Source organism: Blastococcus sp. OS1-29 (assembly GCF_057628075.1).
The window spans coordinates 219732-240484 of sequence record NZ_JBXXJK010000006.1 but is presented as its reverse complement, the minus strand read 5'-3'; the positions used below and the strand labels follow the sequence as shown (position 1 = coordinate 240484).

At 71.9% G+C, this 20753-nt stretch carries 24 protein-coding genes; 8 read left to right on the top strand and 16 right to left on the bottom strand.

Going from position 1 to position 20753, the window contains the following annotated elements:
* Nucleotides 1-6: 6 nt before the first annotated feature.
* From AC2H4J_RS16985 to AC2H4J_RS16970, 4 genes are all read right to left on the bottom strand, one after another.
* Nucleotides 7-978 (bottom strand): ABC transporter permease, encoded by a 972-nt coding sequence (locus tag AC2H4J_RS16985; protein WP_487466062.1) that lies wholly within the window; start codon nt 976-978, stop codon nt 7-9.
* Entirely contained in the window at nt 978-1937 is a 960-nt protein-coding gene (locus AC2H4J_RS16980) for an ROK family protein (RefSeq protein ID WP_487466061.1), read from the bottom strand. The genes AC2H4J_RS16985 and AC2H4J_RS16980 overlap by 1 nt, the downstream gene beginning before the upstream one ends.
* 47 nt (nt 1938-1984) lie before the next feature.
* Complete coding sequence (locus AC2H4J_RS16975) at nt 1985-2992, bottom strand: phosphotriesterase family protein (protein ID WP_487466060.1); 1008 nt, start codon at nt 2990-2992, stop codon at nt 1985-1987.
* Nucleotides 2993-3075: 83 nt separating this feature from the next.
* Nucleotides 3076-4155, bottom strand: coding sequence for a substrate-binding domain-containing protein (locus AC2H4J_RS16970; RefSeq protein WP_487466059.1), 1080 nt, complete (start codon nt 4153-4155; stop codon nt 3076-3078).
* 233 nt (nt 4156-4388) lie between these two features.
* Here AC2H4J_RS16970 and AC2H4J_RS16965 point away from each other — a divergent pair, with 233 nt between their 5' ends.
* Nucleotides 4389-5597 (top strand): ROK family protein, encoded by a 1209-nt coding sequence (locus AC2H4J_RS16965; RefSeq protein WP_487466058.1) that lies wholly within the window; start codon nt 4389-4391, stop codon nt 5595-5597.
* Here the strand turns inward: AC2H4J_RS16965 and hisF are convergent.
* The 3 genes from hisF to priA are packed head-to-tail and all read right to left on the bottom strand — an operon-like array spanning nt 5594 to nt 7484.
* Nucleotides 5594-6364: an imidazole glycerol phosphate synthase subunit HisF gene (gene hisF, locus AC2H4J_RS16960; RefSeq protein ID WP_487466057.1), complete on the bottom strand. Its 771-nt coding sequence runs from the start codon at nt 6362-6364 to the stop codon at nt 5594-5596. The genes AC2H4J_RS16965 and hisF overlap by 4 nt on opposite strands.
* The gene (locus AC2H4J_RS16955; RefSeq protein WP_487466056.1) at nt 6361-6756 is read right to left on the bottom strand and encodes a RidA family protein; all 396 of its coding nucleotides are present in this window, start codon (nt 6754-6756) and stop codon (nt 6361-6363) included. The genes hisF and AC2H4J_RS16955 overlap by 4 nt, the downstream gene beginning before the upstream one ends.
* A complete protein-coding gene (priA, locus tag AC2H4J_RS16950; protein WP_487466055.1) occupies nt 6753-7484 on the bottom strand; it encodes a bifunctional 1-(5-phosphoribosyl)-5-((5-phosphoribosylamino)methylideneamino)imidazole-4-carboxamide isomerase/phosphoribosylanthranilate isomerase PriA in 732 nt (243 codons plus the stop codon). Before priA ends, AC2H4J_RS16955 begins: the two co-directional genes overlap by 4 nt.
* A gap of 52 nt (nt 7485-7536) precedes the next feature.
* On the opposite strand from priA, the gene AC2H4J_RS16945 reads away from it, so the two are divergent.
* Nucleotides 7537-8136 carry a nitroreductase family protein gene (locus AC2H4J_RS16945; protein ID WP_487466054.1) on the top strand — a complete coding sequence of 200 codons (600 nt, stop codon included), beginning with the start codon at nt 7537-7539 and terminating at the stop codon, nt 8134-8136.
* A gap of 5 nt (nt 8137-8141) precedes the next feature.
* On the opposite strand, the gene AC2H4J_RS16940 is transcribed toward AC2H4J_RS16945, so the two are convergent.
* Both AC2H4J_RS16940 and hisH read right to left on the bottom strand, forming a co-directional pair.
* Entirely contained in the window at nt 8142-10499 is a 2358-nt protein-coding gene (locus AC2H4J_RS16940) for a M28 family peptidase (protein WP_487466053.1), read from the bottom strand.
* Between the two features lie 40 nt (nt 10500-10539).
* The gene (hisH, locus tag AC2H4J_RS16935; protein WP_487466052.1) at nt 10540-11175 is read right to left on the bottom strand and encodes an imidazole glycerol phosphate synthase subunit HisH; all 636 of its coding nucleotides are present in this window, start codon (nt 11173-11175) and stop codon (nt 10540-10542) included.
* A gap of 181 nt (nt 11176-11356) precedes the next feature.
* On the opposite strand from hisH, the gene AC2H4J_RS16930 reads away from it, so the two are divergent.
* Complete coding sequence (locus tag AC2H4J_RS16930) at nt 11357-12568, top strand: HNH endonuclease signature motif containing protein (protein ID WP_487466051.1); 1212 nt, start codon at nt 11357-11359, stop codon at nt 12566-12568.
* A 205-nt stretch (nt 12569-12773) separates the two neighbouring features.
* Nucleotides 12774-13097: a hypothetical protein gene (locus AC2H4J_RS16925; protein ID WP_487466050.1), complete on the top strand. Its 324-nt coding sequence runs from the start codon at nt 12774-12776 to the stop codon at nt 13095-13097.
* A 113-nt stretch (nt 13098-13210) separates the two neighbouring features.
* On the opposite strand, the gene AC2H4J_RS16920 is transcribed toward AC2H4J_RS16925, so the two are convergent.
* Nucleotides 13211-13678 carry a hypothetical protein gene (locus AC2H4J_RS16920; RefSeq protein WP_487466049.1) on the bottom strand — a complete coding sequence of 156 codons (468 nt, stop codon included), beginning with the start codon at nt 13676-13678 and terminating at the stop codon, nt 13211-13213.
* A gap of 139 nt (nt 13679-13817) precedes the next feature.
* Here AC2H4J_RS16920 and AC2H4J_RS16915 point away from each other — a divergent pair, with 139 nt between their 5' ends.
* The 3 genes from AC2H4J_RS16915 to AC2H4J_RS16905 all read left to right on the top strand — a co-directional run bounded on the left by AC2H4J_RS16915 (nt 13818) and on the right by AC2H4J_RS16905 (nt 15239).
* On the top strand, nt 13818-14159 hold the full coding sequence (locus tag AC2H4J_RS16915) for a hypothetical protein (protein WP_487466048.1): 342 nt from the start codon (nt 13818-13820) through the stop codon (nt 14157-14159).
* A 168-nt stretch (nt 14160-14327) separates the two neighbouring features.
* The gene (locus AC2H4J_RS16910; protein WP_487466047.1) at nt 14328-14660 is read left to right on the top strand and encodes a barstar family protein; all 333 of its coding nucleotides are present in this window, start codon (nt 14328-14330) and stop codon (nt 14658-14660) included.
* A 90-nt stretch (nt 14661-14750) separates the two neighbouring features.
* Nucleotides 14751-15239, top strand: a complete 489-nt coding sequence (locus AC2H4J_RS16905) for an Imm8 family immunity protein (protein ID WP_487466046.1) — start codon at nt 14751-14753, stop codon at nt 15237-15239.
* A 59-nt stretch (nt 15240-15298) separates the two neighbouring features.
* Here AC2H4J_RS16905 and AC2H4J_RS16900 read toward each other — a convergent pair whose 3' ends face one another.
* The 5 genes from AC2H4J_RS16900 to hisD are packed head-to-tail and all read right to left on the bottom strand — an operon-like array spanning nt 15299 to nt 19086.
* Nucleotides 15299-15886 (bottom strand): nucleotidyltransferase family protein, encoded by a 588-nt coding sequence (locus tag AC2H4J_RS16900; protein ID WP_487466045.1) that lies wholly within the window; start codon nt 15884-15886, stop codon nt 15299-15301.
* A 2-nt stretch (nt 15887-15888) separates the two neighbouring features.
* Complete coding sequence (locus AC2H4J_RS16895) at nt 15889-16065, bottom strand: hypothetical protein (RefSeq protein WP_487466044.1); 177 nt, start codon at nt 16063-16065, stop codon at nt 15889-15891.
* 5 nt (nt 16066-16070) lie between these two features.
* Nucleotides 16071-16667: an imidazoleglycerol-phosphate dehydratase HisB gene (gene hisB / locus AC2H4J_RS16890; protein WP_487466043.1), complete on the bottom strand. Its 597-nt coding sequence runs from the start codon at nt 16665-16667 to the stop codon at nt 16071-16073.
* Nucleotides 16664-17785, bottom strand: a complete 1122-nt coding sequence (locus AC2H4J_RS16885) for a histidinol-phosphate transaminase (protein WP_487466042.1) — start codon at nt 17783-17785, stop codon at nt 16664-16666. The genes hisB and AC2H4J_RS16885 overlap by 4 nt, the downstream gene beginning before the upstream one ends.
* Nucleotides 17785-19086: a histidinol dehydrogenase gene (hisD, locus tag AC2H4J_RS16880; RefSeq protein ID WP_487466041.1), complete on the bottom strand. Its 1302-nt coding sequence runs from the start codon at nt 19084-19086 to the stop codon at nt 17785-17787. The genes AC2H4J_RS16885 and hisD overlap by 1 nt, the downstream gene beginning before the upstream one ends.
* A 96-nt stretch (nt 19087-19182) precedes the next feature.
* Here hisD and AC2H4J_RS16875 point away from each other — a divergent pair, with 96 nt between their 5' ends.
* A complete protein-coding gene (locus AC2H4J_RS16875; protein ID WP_487466040.1) occupies nt 19183-20004 on the top strand; it encodes an LON peptidase substrate-binding domain-containing protein in 822 nt (273 codons plus the stop codon).
* A gap of 12 nt (nt 20005-20016) precedes the next feature.
* Here AC2H4J_RS16875 and AC2H4J_RS16870 read toward each other — a convergent pair whose 3' ends face one another.
* Nucleotides 20017-20694: a DUF2567 domain-containing protein gene (locus AC2H4J_RS16870; RefSeq protein WP_487466039.1), complete on the bottom strand. Its 678-nt coding sequence runs from the start codon at nt 20692-20694 to the stop codon at nt 20017-20019.
* Between the last annotated feature and the right edge of the window lie 59 nt (nt 20695-20753).

The following is a 20753-nucleotide window of genomic DNA, read 5'->3' as shown; positions in this document are numbered from 1 at the left end:
CCTCTGTCAGCTGCCGCGCTTGCCGCGCAGCGAGATGGACACGGCGATGAGGATGATCACGGCACGGGCCACCATCTGCTGCGACACGGAGAGACCGGCGAGGATCAGCCCGTTGTTCAGCATGGCCATGAGCAGGCTGCCGACCATCGCACCGACGACGGTGCCCCGGCCGCCGAAAAGGCTGGTGCCGCCGACGATCACCGCGGCGATCGCGGTCATGAGGTCGGTCTCACCGAGGGTGTACCGGGCACCCTGCAGCCTCGCGGCGTAGAGCAGGCCGGCCACGGAGGCGGCCATCGCGCTCCCCACCATCACCGCGACGCGGACGCGGTTGACCTTGATGCCGCTGACCCGGGCGGCGGACGCGTTGTTGCCCACGGCGAGAACGTGCGCGCCATACCGGGTCTGCCGCAGCGCCACCGCACCCAGGACGACGATGACGGCGGCCCACCAGACCGTGGCGGGCAGGCCGAGCCACTTCGCCCCGAAGAGGCTGATGAAGGCGCTGTCGGTGACCGGCACCGACTGGAGATCGGTGAGTTGCCTCGCCAGGCCGGCCACCAGGCCCATCGTGGCGAGGGTGACGAGGAAGGACGGTAGCCGGACGGCGGCCACGAAGAGCCCGTTGAGCAATCCGACGGCCAGTCCCACCGCTAGCGCCGTCAGCACTGCCAGCGGCCAGGCGCCGGTGGACCGCAGGACCATGGCCGCGCACAGCGCGGAGAGTGCCACCACCGACCCGATGGAGAGGTCGATCTCGCCGGCCGACAGGACGAACACCAAGCCGACCGCCAGCACTGCGATCGGAGCGGCCTGCACCATGATGTTCGTGAGGTTCGGCAGGCTCAGGAAGCTCGAGGGCTGGGTGACTGCGAAGAAGAGGAAGACAGCGACGAATCCGCCGTAGACGACATAGTCCTTCCACTGCACTCCGGCCAGCCGTCCGGCCCGTTCGGCGCGCTCTGCCGTCGCGGTCATCAGTTGTCCTTCCAGTCGGGGCCGAAGCCGGCGGCGCTCAGCGCCAGGTTGAGCGCGCCCAGGAGCGATGCCCGGTTACCGAGGGACGAGGTGCGCACGTCCACCGAGGTCGTGCCGAGCGCGGCCAGACTCGCCCGGACCGGGCGCAGGAGCTCAGGACGGGAACCCACACCGCCGCCCAGCACCACGAGCGCCGGATCCAGCACGGCGGTGATCGCGGTGATCGCCAGCGCGAGGTAGCGGGCGTGCTCCGCGACGACGGTCAAGGCTTCCGGCACGCCTCGAGAGGCGAGGTCGAAGACCTCACGGGTCGACGTCGACGTGCCGGTCGCCGCCCGGAAGCGCGCGGCCGCCGTCTCCCCCGCGGTTGCCTCTTCGAGCGCGCCACGGTGCTGGTTGGCCGGATCGAAGGGATCGGTGCCGAGGGGCAGGTAACCGATCTCGCCCGCGGCGCCATGTGCGCCGCGCAGCAGTCGGCCTCCGCTCACGATGCCCATGCCGATGCCGGTGCCGACCGCGATGAAGACGAAGTCCTCACAGCCCTGGGCCGAGCCGGCGCAGCGCTCCCCGACCGCGGCGGCGGTCACGTCGTTGTCGAGGACGACGGGGTGACCCAGCCGGCCGGCGAGCTCGTCCCTGAGGCTCACGGACGCCAGCCCGTCGAGATTCGGGGACAGACCGAGGGTGCCGCTCTCCTCGTCGGGTACACCGGGCGTGCCGACGGCGCCGGCCACGACTCGCTCCAGCGTTGCCCCTGCCGTCCGCACGAGACTGTGGGCGAGGACTGCGATCTGCTCGGCGACGTGCCGCCCGCCACGCACATCGGTCGCGGCGGTCATCTCGGCGAGGACCGCACCACCGGTGTCAGCGATCGCCGCACGCACCTTCGTGCCGCCGAGGTCCACGCCCAGCACCAGGGGGCCGTCCCTGCCGCTGCGGCCGGACGGATATACGGGCACGAATTGCTCCTTCGGCGGTTCCCTGCGCGGGAACCGTGGGACGTCGATCAGGACAGGGTGAGCAGGCGCGCGGGGTTGACCGCGAGCATCTGCTCCAGCGCCTCGTCGGGCACCCCGAGCTGACGGGCCATCGGGACGAAGGTGCGTCCGAGGTAGGAGTAGCCGCTCTGGCCGTGCGTGGTGCCGTTGAGGTAGACCTCCGCGCCCGTCATGTCCAGGGACAGCAGGATGCGGTCGGCGTAGCCGTCGGCCACGAGCTCGGCCAGGCCGGCGGCCCGCGAGCGGTCCGACCGGTAATAGGCCCGCTTCTCGAACTCACCCTCTGGCGGGTCGCTCGGGATCGGCGCCAGCACGAAGTCCCAGAACTGCTTGCCGATGGTGTCGAAGGCGACGCTCACCCCGGTGTCGAGGACCCGCTTGACGTAGGTCAGGTCGGGGTGGATGTCCATGTGGCCGATCACCACCCGCGTCGGATCCATGCCCTCTTCGCGCAGGATCGCCACCTGCTCGAGCGCCATCGTGCCGTGCGTCGTGTGGGTGTTGAGCGCCAGTCCGGTGTCGCGGGCCGCCCGCGCTGCCGCCCGCAGACACTTCTCCTCGTGGGCGGTGATCTCGTTCAGGCCGGTCGCCTGCTCCCCGAGGATCCCGACGCGGACGCCGCTCTGCCCGACCCCTTCGGTCGCGTCGGCCACGAAGCGGGCGTGCATGGTGTCGACGTCGGCGTCGAGCGCCCACTGGGGCGAGTACGGCTCGAGGTACACCGAGGCGCCGGCAACGATGTGCACGCCACTGCGTCGCGCGATCTCCTGGAGGAGGCCGATGCTGCGCCCTTCTGCGTCACGGCCGACGACCCCGTAGGGGCTGAGGTCCACCACCGTCCCGAACCCCAGCTCGCCGATTCCCTTCAAGGCGGTCACTGCGACGTCGACGGGATCGTCCACGGTCCCCCCGCTGAGCCAGGGACCCGGGACCAGGGAGATCAGGTGCTCGTGGGGCATGACGCGGCCGAGTTCGGACGGGTCGACCGGCCCCAGGACGGTCTGGACGTGAGCCATGGGACTTCCATTCGGGACGAGAGGCGGCGTGTTCGGGGCCGGCCGTCGGCTGCCGGCCCCGAAGCACGTCGGGTCAGAGGGGGTCAGGGCACGACGCCGGACGGGGGCTCGGTCCCGTAGTCGCTCATCCAGCCCTCGGCGATGTTCTTCTTGGTGACGGCCAGGGGCGGGTTGGCGACCATCTCGGGAGCCTGCTTGCCCAGGACGCCGTAGGCGCCGACGACGGCCAGTCCGTAGCCGGTCTTCACCGAGGAGTTGCCGACGATGCCGACGATGTTGCCGTCGCGCATCATGTCGGAGGCCAGATCGGCCTCCAGGTCGTTGGTGACGACCTTGACGTCGGATCGCCCGGCCTGGCGCAGCGCGGCGAGGACGCCCTCGGCCGCAGTGGCCCACGCGACGTAGATGCCCTTGATCTCAGGGTGCTTGGTGATCATCGCGTTGGCGATGTCCTCGGTGCGGGCGGGGTCGGTGAAGCCCTCTTCGGACACGATGTCGATGTCCGGGTACAGGTGGGCGGTCCAGTCCTTGAAGGCCTTGTCCCGCTGGTTCGTGAACCAGAAGTCGGCGTCGTGGTACATGTAGCCGATCGCGCCCTTGCCGCCGATCGCCTTGCCGAGCATCTCGGCGTTGTCCTTGCCGTACTGCGTGAGCTCGCCGGTGACGATGGAGACGATCTCCTTGCCGCTCTTGTAACCCGCGGGCGGAGTCGTCATCACGGCCAGCTTCACCCCCTGGTCGACGGCGGGCTTGAAGGCCGCAGCCGCCGAGGTCGGGTCGACGGCGATGGTGACGATGATGTCCGGGTGGAGGGCGAGCACGCTCTGCACGTTGTCCGCCTGCCGCGCGGCGTCGAAGCCGGCCTCCGTGGTCGCCACGACCTCGATCCCGAGCTTCTTGAACTCCTCGCGGGCTCCCTTCTCGGTGGCCGAGACCAACGCGGAGGACTCGTGCCACACGAAGGCGGCCTTGTAATGGCCGGCCTTGACCTTCGCGATCTCGTCGTCGGTCAGCGTCAGCTGGTCGAGGGTCTGTGGCTTCTCACCGTTGGGACCGGTGAATGCCAGGCTGGGTTCCTTCGCCGCGGTGTGGTTGCTCGTGGTGGCATCACTGCCGCCACCGCAGGCCGTGAGGACGACCGACCCGGCGAGGGTGGCCGCCACGGCCAGCCTCCACGTCCTGCCTCTGAGTGTCCGCATCATTGCTGTCTCCCTGGGCGAGTGCCGCGCCGGTCTCCGGGCGAGCTCATCTAATTTCACGCTGAACGTATTAGAACGCCAGCTGACCCGTTGGTGTCAAGAAGGCGGCCGAGAACTAGCATCACGGTCTGGTCACACGGCCCACTGGACGTTGTGCCGGTAACTTTTGGCCTCAGTCGGTATCGAAAGGAGGATGCGTGGAGCCCGAGTTCCCGAATCGGAACCGCGCTGCCGTCCTGGCGCATCTGCTGAGCGCTTCGCCGACCACCCGCACCGCCGTGGCCACCGCCACGGGCCTGTCTGCGGCGACGGTCTCCCGGATGGTGGATGCCCTGATCAGCGAGGGCATCATCCGGGAGGCCGAGGAGGTCTCCAGCGGACGGCGGGGCAGGCGGGCCACCCTCGTCGAGGTCGTGGCGGATCGGTCCCTGGTGGTGGGCGTCGACCTCGGCGCATCCAGCACCCGTTTCATCGTGGCCGACCTGCTCGCCGAGCCCGTGGCATGGCAGACCTCCCCGACGCCCAGCCATCGTGGTCCGCAGGAGTTGGCCGACTGGTTGGCCGACGAGGTCGTGGCGGTCGTCGGCGACCGGTCGGGGCGGCTGGCTGCCGTGGCCGTCGGCCTTCCGGGCGCGGTCAGGGTGCACGACAGGTCGGTCTCCAGTGCCCCGAACCTCCCCCAGGTCGAGCAGCGGGCCTTCCTCGACGTCCTGGAGAAGCGGCTCGGCCCGGCGCTCGACTTCGACAACGACTCCAACTACGCCCTTCTCGGCGAACAGCGGTTCGGGGCCGCGCGAACGGCATCCACGGCGGTGATGCTCACGGTCGGCGCCGGCCTCGGCGCCGGCGTGGCCCTGGACGGGCGGCTCCTCCGTGGCCGCAACGGGCTCGTGGGCGAGTTCGGGCACCTCCCCGTCGGACCGCTGGGCACGCCGCTGGAGCACCTGGTGACCGGGCCGGGGATCATGCGTCGCGCCGCCGAGCTCGGCCTGGACATCCCATCGCCGGCCGCCCTGTTCGTCGAGGACGCCGACGGCCAACTGCTGACGATGCGCCGGCACGTCGAGCAGGCACTGCTGGTGGTCCTGACCGCCGCGGTGGTGAGCTACGAGCCGGACGTCATCGTGCTCGGCGGTCGCATCGCGCGATCCATGACCCCACAGCTTGCGGAACTCGGCGAAGGCCTGCGGCGCATCGTCCCGTCCGCCCCGCCCGTGGTACCCGCTCAGCTGAATGATCTCTCCGGTGCACTCGGCGCGGTCGTCGCCGCCCTGCACCGGGTGTACCTCGGCCACGGCCTGAGCGAGCCGGATCTCGTCCGGGTCCCGCGGCCCCGTGACCTAGGCCTCGCCGTGTCGGAGGAGGCCGCCGTCCCGGTTGGCCGCGAGTCGAGCGGCTCGAGCTAGCGGACCGGGATCCCCGCGCCCGCGAGCGCGTCCTTCACGTCGCCGATGCGCAGTACGCCGAAGTGGAAGACGCTCGCGGCCAGCACCGCATCCGCACCTGCCTCGACCGCGGGCGGGAAGTGGCCGGCCTCCCCCGCTCCCCCGCTGGCGATCAGGGGCACGGTGACCTCACGGCGGACCATCTCGATCAGCTGGGTATCGAAACCGGCGCGGGTGCCGTCGGCGTCCATCGAGTTGAGCAGGATCTCCCCCGCCCCGAGCTCGGCCGCCCGCACGCACCACTCGACGGCGTCCTGACCGGTGCCGCGCCGTCCGCCGTGGGTGGTGATCTCGAAGCCGGAGTCGGTGGCCGCCCCGTCCCGGCAGCGCCGGGCGTCCAGCGAGAGCACCAGCACCTGGTTGCCGAACCGGTCGGCGATCTCGGCGATCAGCTCCGGCCGGGCCACCGCGGCGGTGTTGACCGCGACCTTGTCCGCGCCGGCCCGCAGCAGCCGGTTGACGTCGTCGGCACTGCGGACGCCGCCGCCCACGGTCAGCGGGATGAACACGCTCTCCGCTGTCCGGCTGACGACGTCGTAGGTGGTGGCGCGGTCGCCGGAGCTCGCGGTGATGTCGAGGAATGTGAGCTCGTCGGCGCCCTCGGCGTCGTAGACCCGGGCCATCTCCACCGGGTCGCCGGCGTCGCGAAGGTCGACGAAGTTGACGCCCTTGACCACCCGGCCGGCGTCGACGTCCAGGCACGGGATGACCCGCACCGCGAGACTCACGCTCCGGCCCCGCGCACGGCGTCCGCCTCGATCTCCACCAGCATCCCTGGGTCGATCAGCGCCGCCACCTGCAGCATCGAGCTGGCCGGCCGGACGTCGCCGAAGAACTCCCCGTGGGCCCGGCCGATCTCCTCCCACCGGGAGATGTCGGTGACGAACATGCGCGTGCGGACGACGTCGGCGAGCGTGAATCCGGACCGCTCGAGTGCCTGCTTCAGGATCCGCAGCGCTTCACGGGTCTGTGCGCCCGCGTCGCCGAGGTGAGTCACGACGCCGTCGACGGTCGAGGTGGTGCCGCTGACCCAGGCCGCGTCCCCGCGGACGACGACCCGGCTGTAGCCGACGACGCCCTCCCACGGCGACCCCGAGTTCAGCCGGCGCACTCCGCTCACGCGGCGCCCTCGGTCACCCGCAGCGCCTCCGGCAGCGTGAACGCGCCCGCGTACAGCGCCTTGCCGACGATCGCACCCTCGACACCCACCGGGACGAGCCCCGCCAGCGCCCGGATGTCGTCCAGCGAGCTCACCCCACCCGAGGCGATGACCGGCCGCGGGGTCGCGGCGCACACCTCGCGCAGCAGGTCGAGGTTGGGCCCGCGCAGCGTGCCGTCCTTGGTGATGTCGGTGACGACGTACCGGGCGCAGCCCTCGGCGTCCAGGCGCGCGAGCGTCTCGTAGAGCTCGCCGCCCTCCTGCGTCCAGCCCCGGGCGGCCAGCCGGGTGCCGCGCACGTCCAGGCCGACCGCGATCCGGTCCCCGTACTCGGCGATCGCCCGCGCACACCACTCGGGCGACTCCAGGGCCGCCGTGCCGAGGTTGACCCGGCGGCACCCGGTCGCCAGCGCCGCGGCCAGAGATTCGTCGTCCCGGATCCCACCGGAGAGCTCCACGTCGACGTCGAGCTCGCCGACCACCCGGGCCAGCAGCTCGCGGTTGCTCCCCCGCCCGAACGCGGCGTCGAGGTCGACCAGGTGCACCCACTCGGCTCCGTCGGTCTGCCACTGCATCGCGGCCTCGAGCGGGTCGCCGTACGACGTCGCGCTGCCGGCCTCCCCCTGCACCAGGCGGACGGCCTGACCGTCGGCGACGTCGACAGCGGGCAAGAGCTGGAGCTTCGGCACGGGAACCAGCCTAGGGAGTCCTCCCCCGGCCACCGTGCGGCAGGCTGTCGTCGTGGAATTTGCTGACGTCGTCCATAGGCGCCGGATGGTGCGCGACTACGACCCGGACCGGCCGGTGCCGCCCGAAGTCCGGGACCGGCTGCTGGAGCACGCCGTCCGGGCGCCGTCCGCCGGCTTCAGCCAGGGCTGGGCGTTCCTGGTGCTGGAGACCCCCGAGGAGCGAGGGCGCTTCTGGGCGGCGACCACGGACGGCGGAACGCCCGACGGGTGGCTCACGCGGATGCGGCGCGCACCCCTCTTGATCGTGCCGTTGTCGGACAAGAGCGCCTACCTGGAGCGCTACGCCGAGCCGGACAAGGGGTGGACCGATCGCGACGAGGCGCGCTGGCCGGTGCCCTACTGGGACGTCGACGCCGGGATGGCCGCCCTGCTGATGCTGCTGACCGCCGTCGACGAGGGCCTCGGGGCCTGCTTCTTCGGCATCCCACCGGAGCGGATCGACGGCTTCCGGGCGGAGTTCGGCGTCCCGGAAGGCTTTCGCCCCGTCGGCTGCGTCTCGGTCGGCTACCCCGGGGACGACGACCGCCGCTCCCCCTCGCTGCGGCGGGGCCGGCGGCCGGTTCAGGAGCTCGTCCACCGCGGTAGCTGGTGAGCCGGCTATCCGAGGTTCGTCGTCTGCGAGACCAGCACGAGGTCGGAGCTGTGGGTTCCGGCGGCGTCCACGCCGTCCGGGCGCGGCACGTAGCCGGGCAGTCCGGACAGCCCGTCGCTGCCGTCGACCGCGCGGAGTGTCGCCGCGCCGCCCCCCTCGATGGTGACGTTGAGCTGCAGTCCCTCCGCGGGCGGCGCGTGGAAGGTGAACCGCAGGTGGTCCTTCCCGAGCGCGACGGCGGGGACGTCCCGGCCCGCGGCCTGGGCACGGGTCACGGTGCCGCCGTCGACGGCGAGATCGACGGCGAGCAGCCGGACGCCGGTGCGCTGCGGGGTCACCCGCACGGTGAGCACCCGCCGTCCACCGACGACGCCGTCCGACACCGGGGTGACCAGGGGCGCCGGCAGGTCGGCCGCGTGCGCCGGGCCGGTGGCGGCGTCGCTCCCGGCCAGGTACGGGAAGTCGACCGGCAGCGTCGCGCGCCCGCCGACGTAGCGGCCGGTGTAGGAGCCGGGACGGCGCTCGGTGCTGGCCCACCATGCCTGCCCGGTGTCGCGGTCCAGGGCGTACACGAGCTGGCTCGGCACCGGGTGCGCGGCGTCGAACCGGTCGACCGACAGGCCGATCGCCGCGCAGCCGACGGCCGCGACCAGGACCGCGGCCGGAACGGCGGCGCCCGGCAGCCACCCGCGGGGGCGCGGCGCCTCGTCGGGATCGCCGAAGAGGAACTCGAGCGCGGGGAGCAGCGCCACGGCGAGCAGCGCGACGAAGAAGCCGGGCACGGCGGCGGTGCGGAGGCCGAGCGCCGGGAAGAACAACGCGACGGTCGGAGCGAGCACCAGGACGGCGACCGCCCCGCCGACCAGCGCCGCCACCAGGCGCACCGCCCGGTGGTCCGTCGCCGCGCCGACGATGCCCGCCACGGCGCCGGCCAGCGCCGGCCACGCCGTGAGATAGGACCCGCCGGGGGCGAGCGACGCGAGCACCGCGGCGAGGACGGCCAGCCACACCAGCGCGCCCGCGGCCAGCGGTGCGGGGCCGACCCGGCGGCGCAGCAGCGCGTACCAGACCAGGACGACGGCCACGACGATCGCGACCGTCGCCAGCCGGAACCAGCCGGGCCGCCAGGGGTCGAGCATCGCGCCGTATCCCGGGCGGATCAGGACCAGCAGTGACCACAGCCCCTGAGCGGCCAGCGGCCCCAGGACCACCGGCAGCAGGGCCAGGGCCGTGCCACCGGCCGTCCGCCGGAGAGAGCTGATCCCGCGTCGGCGCAGCACGGCGGCGAGGACGACGACGCCCAGCAGTGACGCCCCGGCGAGCGGCCAGACCCAGCTGCCGGGGTAGCGCGCCAGCCGGTCGAGCACCGGGAAGTACGTGGCGTCCTGGGGGGCCGCCTTCGCCAGCGGGCCGAGGTCGCGGTTTCCCACCTCGCGGACCAGCGCCAGCGCGTTGTCGCCCATGGCCTGCAGGCTGGCGCGACTCATGCGCTCCGGGCGGTCCTGCGGGGTGTGGTAGGCGGCGGCCCCGTCGATCCAGGCGGTGTTGAGGCCGGTGAACTTCCTGTCGGCGAGCAGCACGCTGAAGTCGGTGTCGTTGGGCAGGGCCCGGTAGACCTCGACGGCGAAGCTCGTGGCGACCGGGTGCGGCGCCGCCGCGGCGAAGGCGGCCGCCAGTCGGGCGTTGCCGCGGGAGGTCTCGAACGTGATCGGCGGGCCTCCGGTGCCGCGGGCCTCGAAGTTCAGCGCGACCCCGCCACTGTCGGCGAGGGGATGGGAGTTCACGAAGGCCTCGGCGCCGCACAGGCAAGCCTCCTCGGCGTCGGTGAGGACGACGACGACGTCGTTGCGCAGCGGCGGCCCGGCGGTCAGCGCGCGCACGGTCTCCAGCAGCGTCGACACGCCTGCGCCGTCGTCCGAACCACCCGGCCCGTTCTGCACGGAGTCGTGGTGGGCCATCAGGTAGAGCCGCCCGGTGGAGTTGCTGCCTTTCAGGAAGCCGACCACGTTGTGCACCCGGGCGAGGTCCATGGACCCGGTCTTGGACTCCCACGCGCCGACCGAGTTCTGCACCCGCGTGTCCAGCCCGAGGTCGGCCAGAGTGGTGACGAGGTCGGTGACGACGGCCCCGCCGGCCGCGCTGCCGGCGACGTGGGTCTGCGCGCCGATCCGCTGTACGTGCTGGAACGCTCGCGTGGCGCTGAACCGGTCGGCCGGCGCGGCGGCGGCCTCGGGCTGCGGCGGCTGCAGCGCCGCCACGCTCCAGGCCACGAGGCCGAGGAGGAGAGCGACCAGGATCAGGCCGGGGAGGACGGACGGCGCGGGCGAGGCACGTCGTCCGCCGCGAGAACGCTGGGCAGCCACGCGGTCACAGTAAGTGGACGGCTCGCGGCGGCTGCGCAGGTCAGAGCGTGTTCAGCCAGTTGGTCAGCAGGTGGGCGCCGGCGTCGCCGCTCTTCTCGGGGTGGAACTGGGTGGCCGAGAGCGGCCCGTTCTCCACACCTGCGACGAACCGGTCGCCGTGCTCGGCCCAGGTCACCTTCGGCTTGGCCAGCGGGCTGGGCGGCCCGTCGGCGGCCAGGGGGAAGTCGCGGACGCCGTAGGAGTGCACGAAGTAGAACCGCTCGTCCGCGAGCCCGTCGAACAGCACCGTGCCTGCCGGCGCCTCGACGGTGTTCCAGCCCATGTGCGGCAGGACCGGCGCGGTCAGCTGCTCGACGACCCCGGGCCACTCGCCGCAGCCGTCCGCGTCGTGGCCGTGCTCGACGCCGCGCTCGAAGAGGATCTGCATGCCGACGCAGATGCCGAGCACCGGCCGTCCCCCGGCGAGCCGGCGGCCGATGATCCTCGGGCCGTCGACGGCACGGAGGCCGTCCATGCAGGCTGCGAAGGCGCCCACGCCCGGGACGACGAGACCGTCGGCGTCCAGAGCCGCCTGCGCGTCGGCCGTGACAGTGACGTCCGCGCCGACCCGGGCGAGTGCCCGCTCGGCCGAGCGCAGGTTGCCCGACCCGTAGTCGAGGATGACGACCTTCTTCACGCTGCCCACGCTACGTGGGAGCGGTCCGGTGCCCGCGCGGATTCCCGGCACCCTTCACCGTCGTCGACCGCTTGGGTCCGCCGAGATCTGTGGACAGGTCGCTGACCTGGGGATTTCCCTGGTGAGCGCCTCCGTACTGCGATAGAATTCGAACACACGATCGAACGACTGGGAGGTGGGCGTGGGCGAGCTCGAGTCGGCTCTGGACGCCCTCGGCGCCGACGACCTCGACGAGCTGGTCGCCCCCCAGTACCTCGACCGGACCCGGATGCTGCTGCGGGCCCGCAACCGCATCGACGCCGAACTCGCCCGCACCGCCCGTCGAGCCGAGCTCAGCCAGGCGCCGGAGTGCGACGGCAAGAAGAGCATGGCGTCCTGGTTGCGCGGACACTGCCGGCTCTCCGCCGGGGAGGCCGCCCGGGTGGTGCGCAACGGCCGGACGCTGGAGCACCTTCCCGCGGTCGCCGCCGCCTGCGCCGACGGTCAGCTGACCGCAGAACAGCTGTCGGTGATCGCCCCGGTCGCCCGGGAGGAGAACCGGGCTGCGGCCGCCGCCCAGGGCGTCGACCTCGTCGGCGTCGATGCCGCGCTGGCCGAGATCGCAGCCACCCGTCCCGTCACCGAGCTCGCCCAGGTGGTGCACCACTACCTGGCGCGCCTGGACCCCGACGGGCGCGAGCCCGACCCCACCGAGCAGCGCAGCCTCACCATCGCCAAGCACGCCGACGGCAGCATCACCGGGCGCTTCGAGCTCGACGCGGTCGGCGGGGAGAAGGTGCAGGCCGCGCTGGAGTCGATCGTGCAGGCCAACCGACGCAGCGGCGACGAGCGCACCCGCGCCCAGCAGTTGGGCGACGCCTTCGTGCAGTTGACCGACAACGCCCTGGCGTCCAAGAACCTGCCGTTCCTGCGCACCGTCAAGCCGCACGTGGTGGTCACCATCGGCCTCGACGACTTCGCCGGCCCGCACACCGGCCCCGGCGCCGCCACCACCGGCTTCGGCGCCCGGATCTCCGCCGCCCGGGCCCGCTGGCTGGCCTGCGACGGCAACATCACCCGGATCGTCATGGGCCCCGAGGGTCAGCCGCTGGACCTGGGCCGGACCAGGCGGATGTTCCCCTCGCACATCCGCACCGCCCTCGACGTACGGGACAAGGGCTGCGTCTTCACCGGCTGCTATGCCCCGACCCACTGGTGCGATGCCCACCACCTGCTCGAATGGGTTCTGGACGACGGGCCGACCTCGGTGGAGAACGGGGCGCTCCTCTGCGAACGCCACCACACCAAGGTCCACCACGGCTTCCGGATCTCTCGGCTTCCCGACGGCCGATGGCGCACCTGGCGTCCCGACGGCACGGAGATCCTTCTCCACCCCGACGCAACCACCAGCTGACCGATCTCTCCGTCGTGCGCTGACCAGGCGGCGACCGCATGCCCGCACACGGAGGCGCCATTCGCTGAGGGTGCTCGCTTTCCGCGCGTCGGGCGACCCAGCCCATCCGACGTCGAACCGCCCTAAAGGCGGCTTCAGGGCGCATCAGGCGGCTTCGTCACCCACGGTCTCCCCTGGCGAGCGCTCGCTCGGGGATCATGACCCCGTGACGACAGAACGGGTGCGCACGGAGCGAGAGCGGACGGTCGGTCGACTCTTCGACGAGTACAGGCACGCCGAGTTCCCCGCGCGTCTGCGCTACGAGGACCCCGCAGGCGTTGACGTCGCCTTCCTTGACGACCAGGTAGTGGGATGCGTTGCCACGTGGCTGAGCAGCGCGGGCCGCCTCGACGCTGCGCGGCTGGCCGTGTTGAGGGACGGCCTCCGCGACATTGAGCGCGTGGTGCCTCTGTTGACCGATAGCCAAGAGGCTCTGTACGTCAACAAGCTCCGGGAGATCGTTCGACTGGTGCTTGAGTCGGTGGACTGAGCCTTCCGAGTCCCTCCCTGCAGCGACCTGTGGCCAGTCGCACTCGCGATGCCGCCACCAGCGCGGCCCGCTCGTGTCTCTGAATGGGCCGCTAGGGGGCACTGAGCGAGCTCCTAGTCGTGGAGGAGGTACGTCACGGTGTGAATTCCCTCCAAGGCTGCGTCGATCTCGCGACGGATGGCTTCTACGTCGCCAGGGGTGAGCACCTCTTCGTGAAAGCGGACCTGCCCCTTCTTCACGACGATGGAATGCTGCGCCGGACGGAAAGAGCCGTCGTTCTGATGCACAGCCCACATGCCGTGAAACACGCGGTTCCGCGCCTCGTGCGCTCCCTTGACCGTGTCCAGCCAAGCGATCAGCCGACTGCGGTCCGGGTCGTCAAGGGAAGCATTCGCCACCCAGGCACATCTCTCGATGACTCGTCCTGCTGTCATGTCGCCGGTGATCAAGTAGGCGACCGCCCGATCAGCGCCGACCAGTCGAGCAAGCATCGTTTTCAACAGGTATTCGAGCCGGCTCCATGCGACGACGATCCGCCCGAGTTCCGCGTACACCTCGTCGTCGAACGGGTCATCTGACATCGGGGCAGTGTTCCGTAGTGGCGTAGGGCGCGCGCAGAGACACCTCGGCCGGGTTCGCCCGAGTGGACCGCTATGGGACCCCAGCCACGTGGCCGTGAGGGCGGCTTGAGAGACGACCCTGGCCGCCGATACTCCTCACGTGATCATCGCCAGCAGAGAAGACATCGCCGAGCAGCTGTGGCTCCGAAACGAGCCGGAACTAGCCCGGGACATGCTGGACGCAGACGACCTGACTCATCGGCGGGTCATGGAGGTCGCAGCCAAGCCGATGACGGGGCTCTTCTTCCACAACCGAGTCGATGAGTTGCTGGTGGCTGCGGCGGTCAAGGTGCTCACTGGTAAGCGACGGAAGCCACGCCGTTGGCGGCCCGCCTCAGAAGACCTGCTGCCGCAGTTCTGGCAGGAGGTTGGTCCTGAGCGTGACCATCGTGACCAACAAGACCCGCTGTCCGACGTCATGCGACTGCTTGGCGAAGACTGACTGCGCGTCGCACTGACCGCTGTCCCTGAATGGGCCGCTCAGGGACACCCGCGACCGGTGTCGGTTGCGTCCCAGCGCATGGCCTCCGGACGTCCGTCGGTACGGGGAGAACTGCCCTGGCTGCGGTCGGGACCGCTGTTCCGAGTACACGGAAGCGCCCGAGAGCACATGGACGCCTTCCTGAACCGCAACGGTTACCGGCGACTCGACCTCGACGGCCGTGCCATGACGTCCCGGCCGGCAGCCCACTCAGAACTCGCCCGAGCGTTCAGCTTTCCCGACTACTACGGCGCGACCTGGGACGCGTTCGACGAGTGCTTCGGTGAGTTCATCGAGCACCAGGCCGGCGGGCTCGTCGCAGTCGTCTGGAACCACCTCGACGTCTCGGCCGGTCTGGCTCCGGCCACGACAGTGGAGGTGGGCAGCGCGTTGCTCGACGCGCAAGGCGGTTCACTCGATGTCTTCGCCGTAGGCGATGGAGATGATTTCGACCGCCCGTAGGGCTGTCCGTTAGTGGGCCGCTTGGGGACACGATCCGCCCGCTCCCCCGTGGGGCGGCCTAAGGGACACCCGCGTAGGACGATGCTCGCCATGGCGGACAAGGTGGTGGCCGAGGTTCAGAGCGTGTTGGTGGGCGATTGGGATGACGACAGCACGCAGGGACTAATCGACCTCGACGATTTGGTCGTCTCGGACCCGAGTCACTTCGGCATCGAGGCGCATGTCTATATGGGCCAACCAGACGGCGGAGGGTCCGACAGTTTCGACATGTTCGTCTGCTCGCCATCCTGGTTCGCGGGGCACGCCACGCGGGACGATGAGTGGGCTCTCTTCAGGCGGCGACAGCAGTGGACCAACTCGGACGCGGTTCTCTTAGGCACGGGCTTGTGGTTCATGCGTCGTTGGAGCGCTCCGGAGCTGCGGGCGGTCCTGGCAGCTGTTTGCGCTGACGCGAGCGGCGGCCCCGACTGGGGAACCGTGGCCTCCCGTATCGGCAGATCGATCCCCTGGGAGTTTGACTACGCCTACGACGCCGAGGTCGACGAGGGCAACACGAAGCCATCCCCCGCCGGCCAGTGAGGCAGAGGCGTGTGTGTCCCTAAGTGGGCCGCTCAGGGATACGTCCGGCGTCGGCGCACTCACGGCTTTGCGCCGTGCGCCCATGCGAGGACGGTGAGCTCCGGCCACTGCGCCTTCCAGCGCGCGGTCTTGGTCTCATAGACATGCCGCGGAGCGAGCCGCGGATTCGGGCGGACGGTCAGTGAGAAGAGGTCGTCGTAGCCGTGAGGCGCGTACACCCGGACGCCGTCCTCACCTGCCGTGACGCCGAAGCAACAGCACACCGCCGCAAAGGAGTCGATGGCGTCGGCGCAGTCCCGGAACGGCGCGGCCGGCGTGCCGAACCGGCCGGCGTACCAGAGGTGCACCCGTGCCTCGTTGCGGATCTCGACCGGTATCGGGAGGTCGGCGAACAGCTCCGCTCCGGCGCGGATGACGACGTCCTCCGCCTCCCACGAGGTGTCAGGGTCGAAGTAGAAGAAGTCCGCGTCGCGGATGCCGGTGCCCGACGGTCGCCCGGTGACCGCGTTCCACACGGTCTGGAACAGCACCCCGGCGGTGAGCCACCAGTCGTCGAGACCGAGCGCCGGTCCCCGTTCGAGCACCGCCGCGACCGTCCGGTCGGCCAGGACGATGTCGAGGAACCGTCGCTCGTCCGAGACGGCCACCGTCAGACCAGGCGGAGGATGCCCGCCGCCGTGGCGAGCAGAGCCGAGAGCAGCAGGACGACCGCCATCGCCACCTGCGGGCCGGTGCGCCCCTTCGCGGGGTCGTCGGCACGCCAGACGCTCCACGCACCGCCGAGCAGGAAGCCGCCGAAGACGAGCAGGATCAGACCGAAGTTCACGCCGGTTACAGCGCGCCCTTGGTGGAGGGGACGTCGGTGACCCGCGGGTCGATCGCGACCGCCTGGCGCAGGGCCCGGGCCAGCGCCTTGAACTGGCCCTCGACGATGTGGTGGGCATCGCGGCCGGCGTAGAGCACCCGCACGTGCAGGCTGATGCGGGCGTTGAAGGCGAAGGACTCGAGCACGTGCGCGGTCAGCGACGTCGGGTAGTCCGGCCCGATCAGCGGCGTCATGTTCTCCGGCTCGGAGTGCACGAAGTACGGCCGGCCGGACAGGTCGACCGCCGCCTGGGCCAGCACCTCGTCCATCGGGATCGTCGCGTCGCCGTAGCGGGTGATGCCGCGCTTGTCGCCGAGCGCCTCGGCGAAGGCCTGGCCGAGCGCGATCGCGACGTCCTCGACGGTGTGGTGCGCGTCGATGTGCAGGTCACCGTCGGCCTGCACCGTCAGGTCGATGCCGCTGTGCTTCGACAGCGCCGTGAGCATGTGGTCGTAGAAGCCGACGCCGGTGCTGATGGAGCTGGTCCCGGTGCCGTCGAGGTCGAGTTCGACCACCAGCTTTGTCTCGCTGGTCGCCCGCTCGACGCGTGCAGTGCGGCTCATGCGGGTGATTCTCCCTCAGTGGTGGGCTGAACCCGCGCGACCTCACCCAGGGCGGTGAGGAACGCGTCGGTCTCCTCCGGGGTGCCGGCCGTGACGCGCAGCCAGCCGGGCAGGCCGACGTCGCGCACCAGCACGCCCCGGTCGAGCAGCGCCCGCCACGCCGCGGGCGCGTCGGCGAAGTGCCCGAACAGCACGAAGTTGGCGTCGCTGGGCACGCTTGTCAGCACCATCGCGGGCAGCGCGGCCACGATCCGGTCGCGCTGGGCCTTCACCGCGTCCACGGTCGCGAGCAGCGCGTCGGTGTGCGCCAGCGCGGTGCGGGCGGCCGCCTGCGTGAGCGAGCTCAGGTGGTAGGGCAGCCGCACGAGCTGCAGCGCGTCGACGACGGCGGGGTCGGCGGCGAGGTAGCCCAACCGCAGCCCGGCCATCCCGAACGCCTTGCTCATCGTCCGGCTGACGATCAGCCGCGGGCGGCCGGGCAGCAGGGTGAGCGCCGACGGCGTCCCGGCCCGCGCGAACTCCTCGTAGGCCTCGTCGACGACCAGCACGCCCTGCGTCGCGTCGTAGAGCTCGGTGATCGTCTCCAGCGCCACCGCGGTGCCCGTCGGGTTGTTCGGGCTGGTCACGAAGACGACGTCCGGGCGCAGCTCCCGGACCTGCTGCGCCGCGGCGGCCGCGTCGATCGTGAAGTCCGCGCGGCGGTGCCCGTCGACCCAGGAGGTGCCGGTGCCCGCGGAGATGATCGGGTGCATCGAGTAGGACGGCGTGAAGCCCAGCGCCGTCCGCCCGGCGCCGCCGAAGGCCTGCAGGATTTGCTGGAGCACCTCGTTCGAGCCGTTGGCGGCCCACACCTGCTCCGACGTGATGGTGACGTCGCCACCGCGGCTCAGGTAGGCGGCCAGGTCGGCGCGGAGCGCGACGGCGTCGCGGTCGGGATACCGGTTGAGCTCCAGAGCCGCATGCCCCAGCGCCGCGCCGAGGTCGGCGAGCAGCTCCGCCGGCAGGGGGTACGGGTTCTCGTTTGTGTTCAGCCGGTAGGCGGCCGGCACCTGCGGGGCGCCGTACGGGGTCCGCCCTTGCAGCTCCGGCCGCAGCGGCAGCTGGTCCAGTGCGGCCATCAGGGCTGGCGGATGCGCACGGCGGCGGCGTGCGCGGGGAGGTCCTCCGCGCCGGCGAGCGCGTCGATGTGCCCGGCCACCGCGGCGAGCGCCTGCTGGTCGTACTCCACGACGTGGATGCCGCGCAGGAACGACTGCACGGACAGGCCGCTGGAGAACCGCGCGCAGCCGCCGGTGGGCAGCACGTGGTTCGAGCCGGCGCAGTAGTCGCCCAGCGACACCGGCGACCAGGCGCCGACGAAGATCGCGCCCGCGTTGCGCACCCGCGCCGCGATCTCGCGCGGCTCGCGCGTCTGGATCTCCAGGTGCTCGGCGGCGTACGCGTCGACCACCCGCAGCCCCGCGTCGATGTCGTCGACCAGGACGACGCCGGACTGCGTGCCGTCCAGCGCCGTGGTGATCCGGTCCGAGTGCTTGGTGGCCGCGACCTGGCCGGGCACCAGGTCCAGGACGGCGTCGGCCAGCGCCTCGCTGTCGGTGACCAGGACCGCGCCGGCCAGCGGGTCGTGCTCGGCCTGGCTGATCAGGTCGGCCGCCACGTGGGCGGGGTCGGCGGTCTCGTCGGCCAGGATCGCCACCTCGGTGGGTCCGGCCTCGGAGTCGATGCCGATCCGGCCGCGCAGCAGCCGCTTGGCCGCAGTCACGTAGACGTTGCCCGGCCCGGTCACCATGTCGACGGGCTCGCAGGAGCCGGCGCCGTACCCGAACACGGCCACCGCCTGCGCCCCGCCGACCGCGTAGACCTCGGTGACCCCCAGCAGCGCGCAGGCGGCCAGGACGCCCGGGTCCGGCAGGCCGCCGTGGTCGCGCTGCGGCGGGGAGGCCACCGCGATCGACTCGACGCCGGCGATCTGCGCCGGGACGACGTTCATGACCACGCTCGACAGCAGCGGGGCCAGCCCGCCGGGCACGTAGAGCCCGACCCGGCGCACCGGCAGCCAGCGCTCGGTCACCGTGCCACCGGGCACGACGGACGTGGTGACGTCGGTGCGGCGCTGGTCGGCGTGCACCGTGCGGACGCGGGTGATCGCCTCCTCGAGGGCGGCGCGCAGCGCCGGGTCGCACTCGGCCAGCGCGCGGTCGAGGGCCTCCTGCGGAACGGCGAAGTCCTCGGCGTCGACGCCGTCGAGCCGGGCGGTGATCTCGCGGACCGCCTGGGCGCCGCGGATGCGGACGTCCTCGCACAGCGGGCGCACGGTGGCCATGACCGAGTCGATGTCGGTCGCGGCCCGGGGCAGGAGCCCGGCGAGCTCGCGAGCCGCCGGAAGCGCGGATCCACGCAGGTCGATGCGGGCGAGCACGGGGGCCTCCGAGGGGACAGCGCGGTACTGGCGACGGCAAGTCAAGGGTAGCCAGCGACCGGGCGACCGCCGGACGCCCCCCCGTACGCTCGCGGGATGGGTGAGCTGATCCCGCTGTTCCCGCTCGGGACTCCCCTGTTCCCCGGCGTCGTCCTGCCGCTGCAGATCTTCGAGCCGCGCTACCGGCGTCTGGTGCACGACCTGCTGGCCGTGCCCGAGGCCGGGGACCGGCGGTTCTTCGGCGTGGTCGCCATCCGCCAGGGCTGGGAGGTCGAGGCGGTCTCCCCGGCCGAGGCGCTCTACGACATCGGCTGCACGGCCCGCGTGCAGGCCGTGCGCCCCCAACCGGACGGCGGCTTCCGCGTGGTCACCGTCGGCGGTGAGCGGTTCCGGCTGCTCGACGTGGTCGTCGGTGAGGACCCGCCCTACCTGCAGGGCGAGGTCGAATGGCTCGACGAGGAGGAGATGGCCGAGGAGGCCGCCGGGGACTACGAGGGCATCGCCGAGCCGCCGGGCCTGGTCGTGCCGGTGATGCCCGACCGCGGGACCGACGACGTGGTCGCCGCCGTCGCACGCGACTCGATGCGGCTGCTGTCCCGCACCGTGCGCGACCTGTTCACCCGGTACGTGGCCGAGGTGGCCGACCTCGGTGCCGCCGGCGGCGGGCCGGCGCTCGACGCGGAGACCGCGGTGCTGCTGCACGCCGTGGGCGGCGACCCGACGGCCCTGTCCTATCTCGTCGCCTCGGCCGCGCTCCTGACCACCGAGGACCGGCAGGCGCTGCTCGCGGAGTCGGCGACGCGTCGCCGGCTGGCCGCCGAGTCCCGCGTGCTGCGCCGGGAACTGACGTTGCTGCAGACCCTCGGCGCTGTACCCGTACCGCTGCAGCAGTTCGCCACCCCGATGACGGTGAACTGACGGGCCGTCGCCTCAGTCGACCGGGTCGGGGTGTCCTGGGGGCACCGCGACCAACGGCAGCTCCCCGGGATCCCCGCCGGCGTCGCCGAGGTCCAGGTCAGGACCGGCGATCGCGGGGTCGGGCGTACGGCCGAGATCGTCCCGGTGCGAGGTGACCACCGGAACGAGGTAGGCCACCAGCGCACCGAAGGGCGCGAGGGCCAGCGCGGGGAGTGATCCGAGGGTCAAGGACGTGGTGACGACGCGGCCGACGTCGGACAGCTGCGCCTGGGTGGGGCCGGGCCCGAGGAGCTCGCCGAGCTGCCAGGCAACGGCCGCCATCGCCGTGCTGCCGAGGGCGAGCGCGAGCAGCGTGGCCACCCCGCGGCGCCGGCGCAGGAACCAGGCCGCGGCACCGGCCACCAGGCCGAACCCGGTCACGAGCAGCGCGAAGATCGAGTCGTCGGCGACGAGCAGCTCCTCGGACGGGTTGCCGATCGCCACGGGGCCGTCGGCGGTGATCCGGAAATCCGCCCGCGGTGCCAGCCACCACCACAGCAGCCCGGCGACCGCGCCGGCGACGGCGAGGACGAGCACCAGCCGCACCGCGCTGCGCAGGTCGGCCCGGATCTCGGGCCAGCCGCGCCAGTAGGCATGCGCGTGCGGGACGGCCCACCGGTCGGCGGTCGGGACGACGTCGGGGCTGTTCACCGCACCAGTGAACCTCGCACGCCTGGGAATCGTCAGGCGGCGGCGGGCGGCGGGGTCCT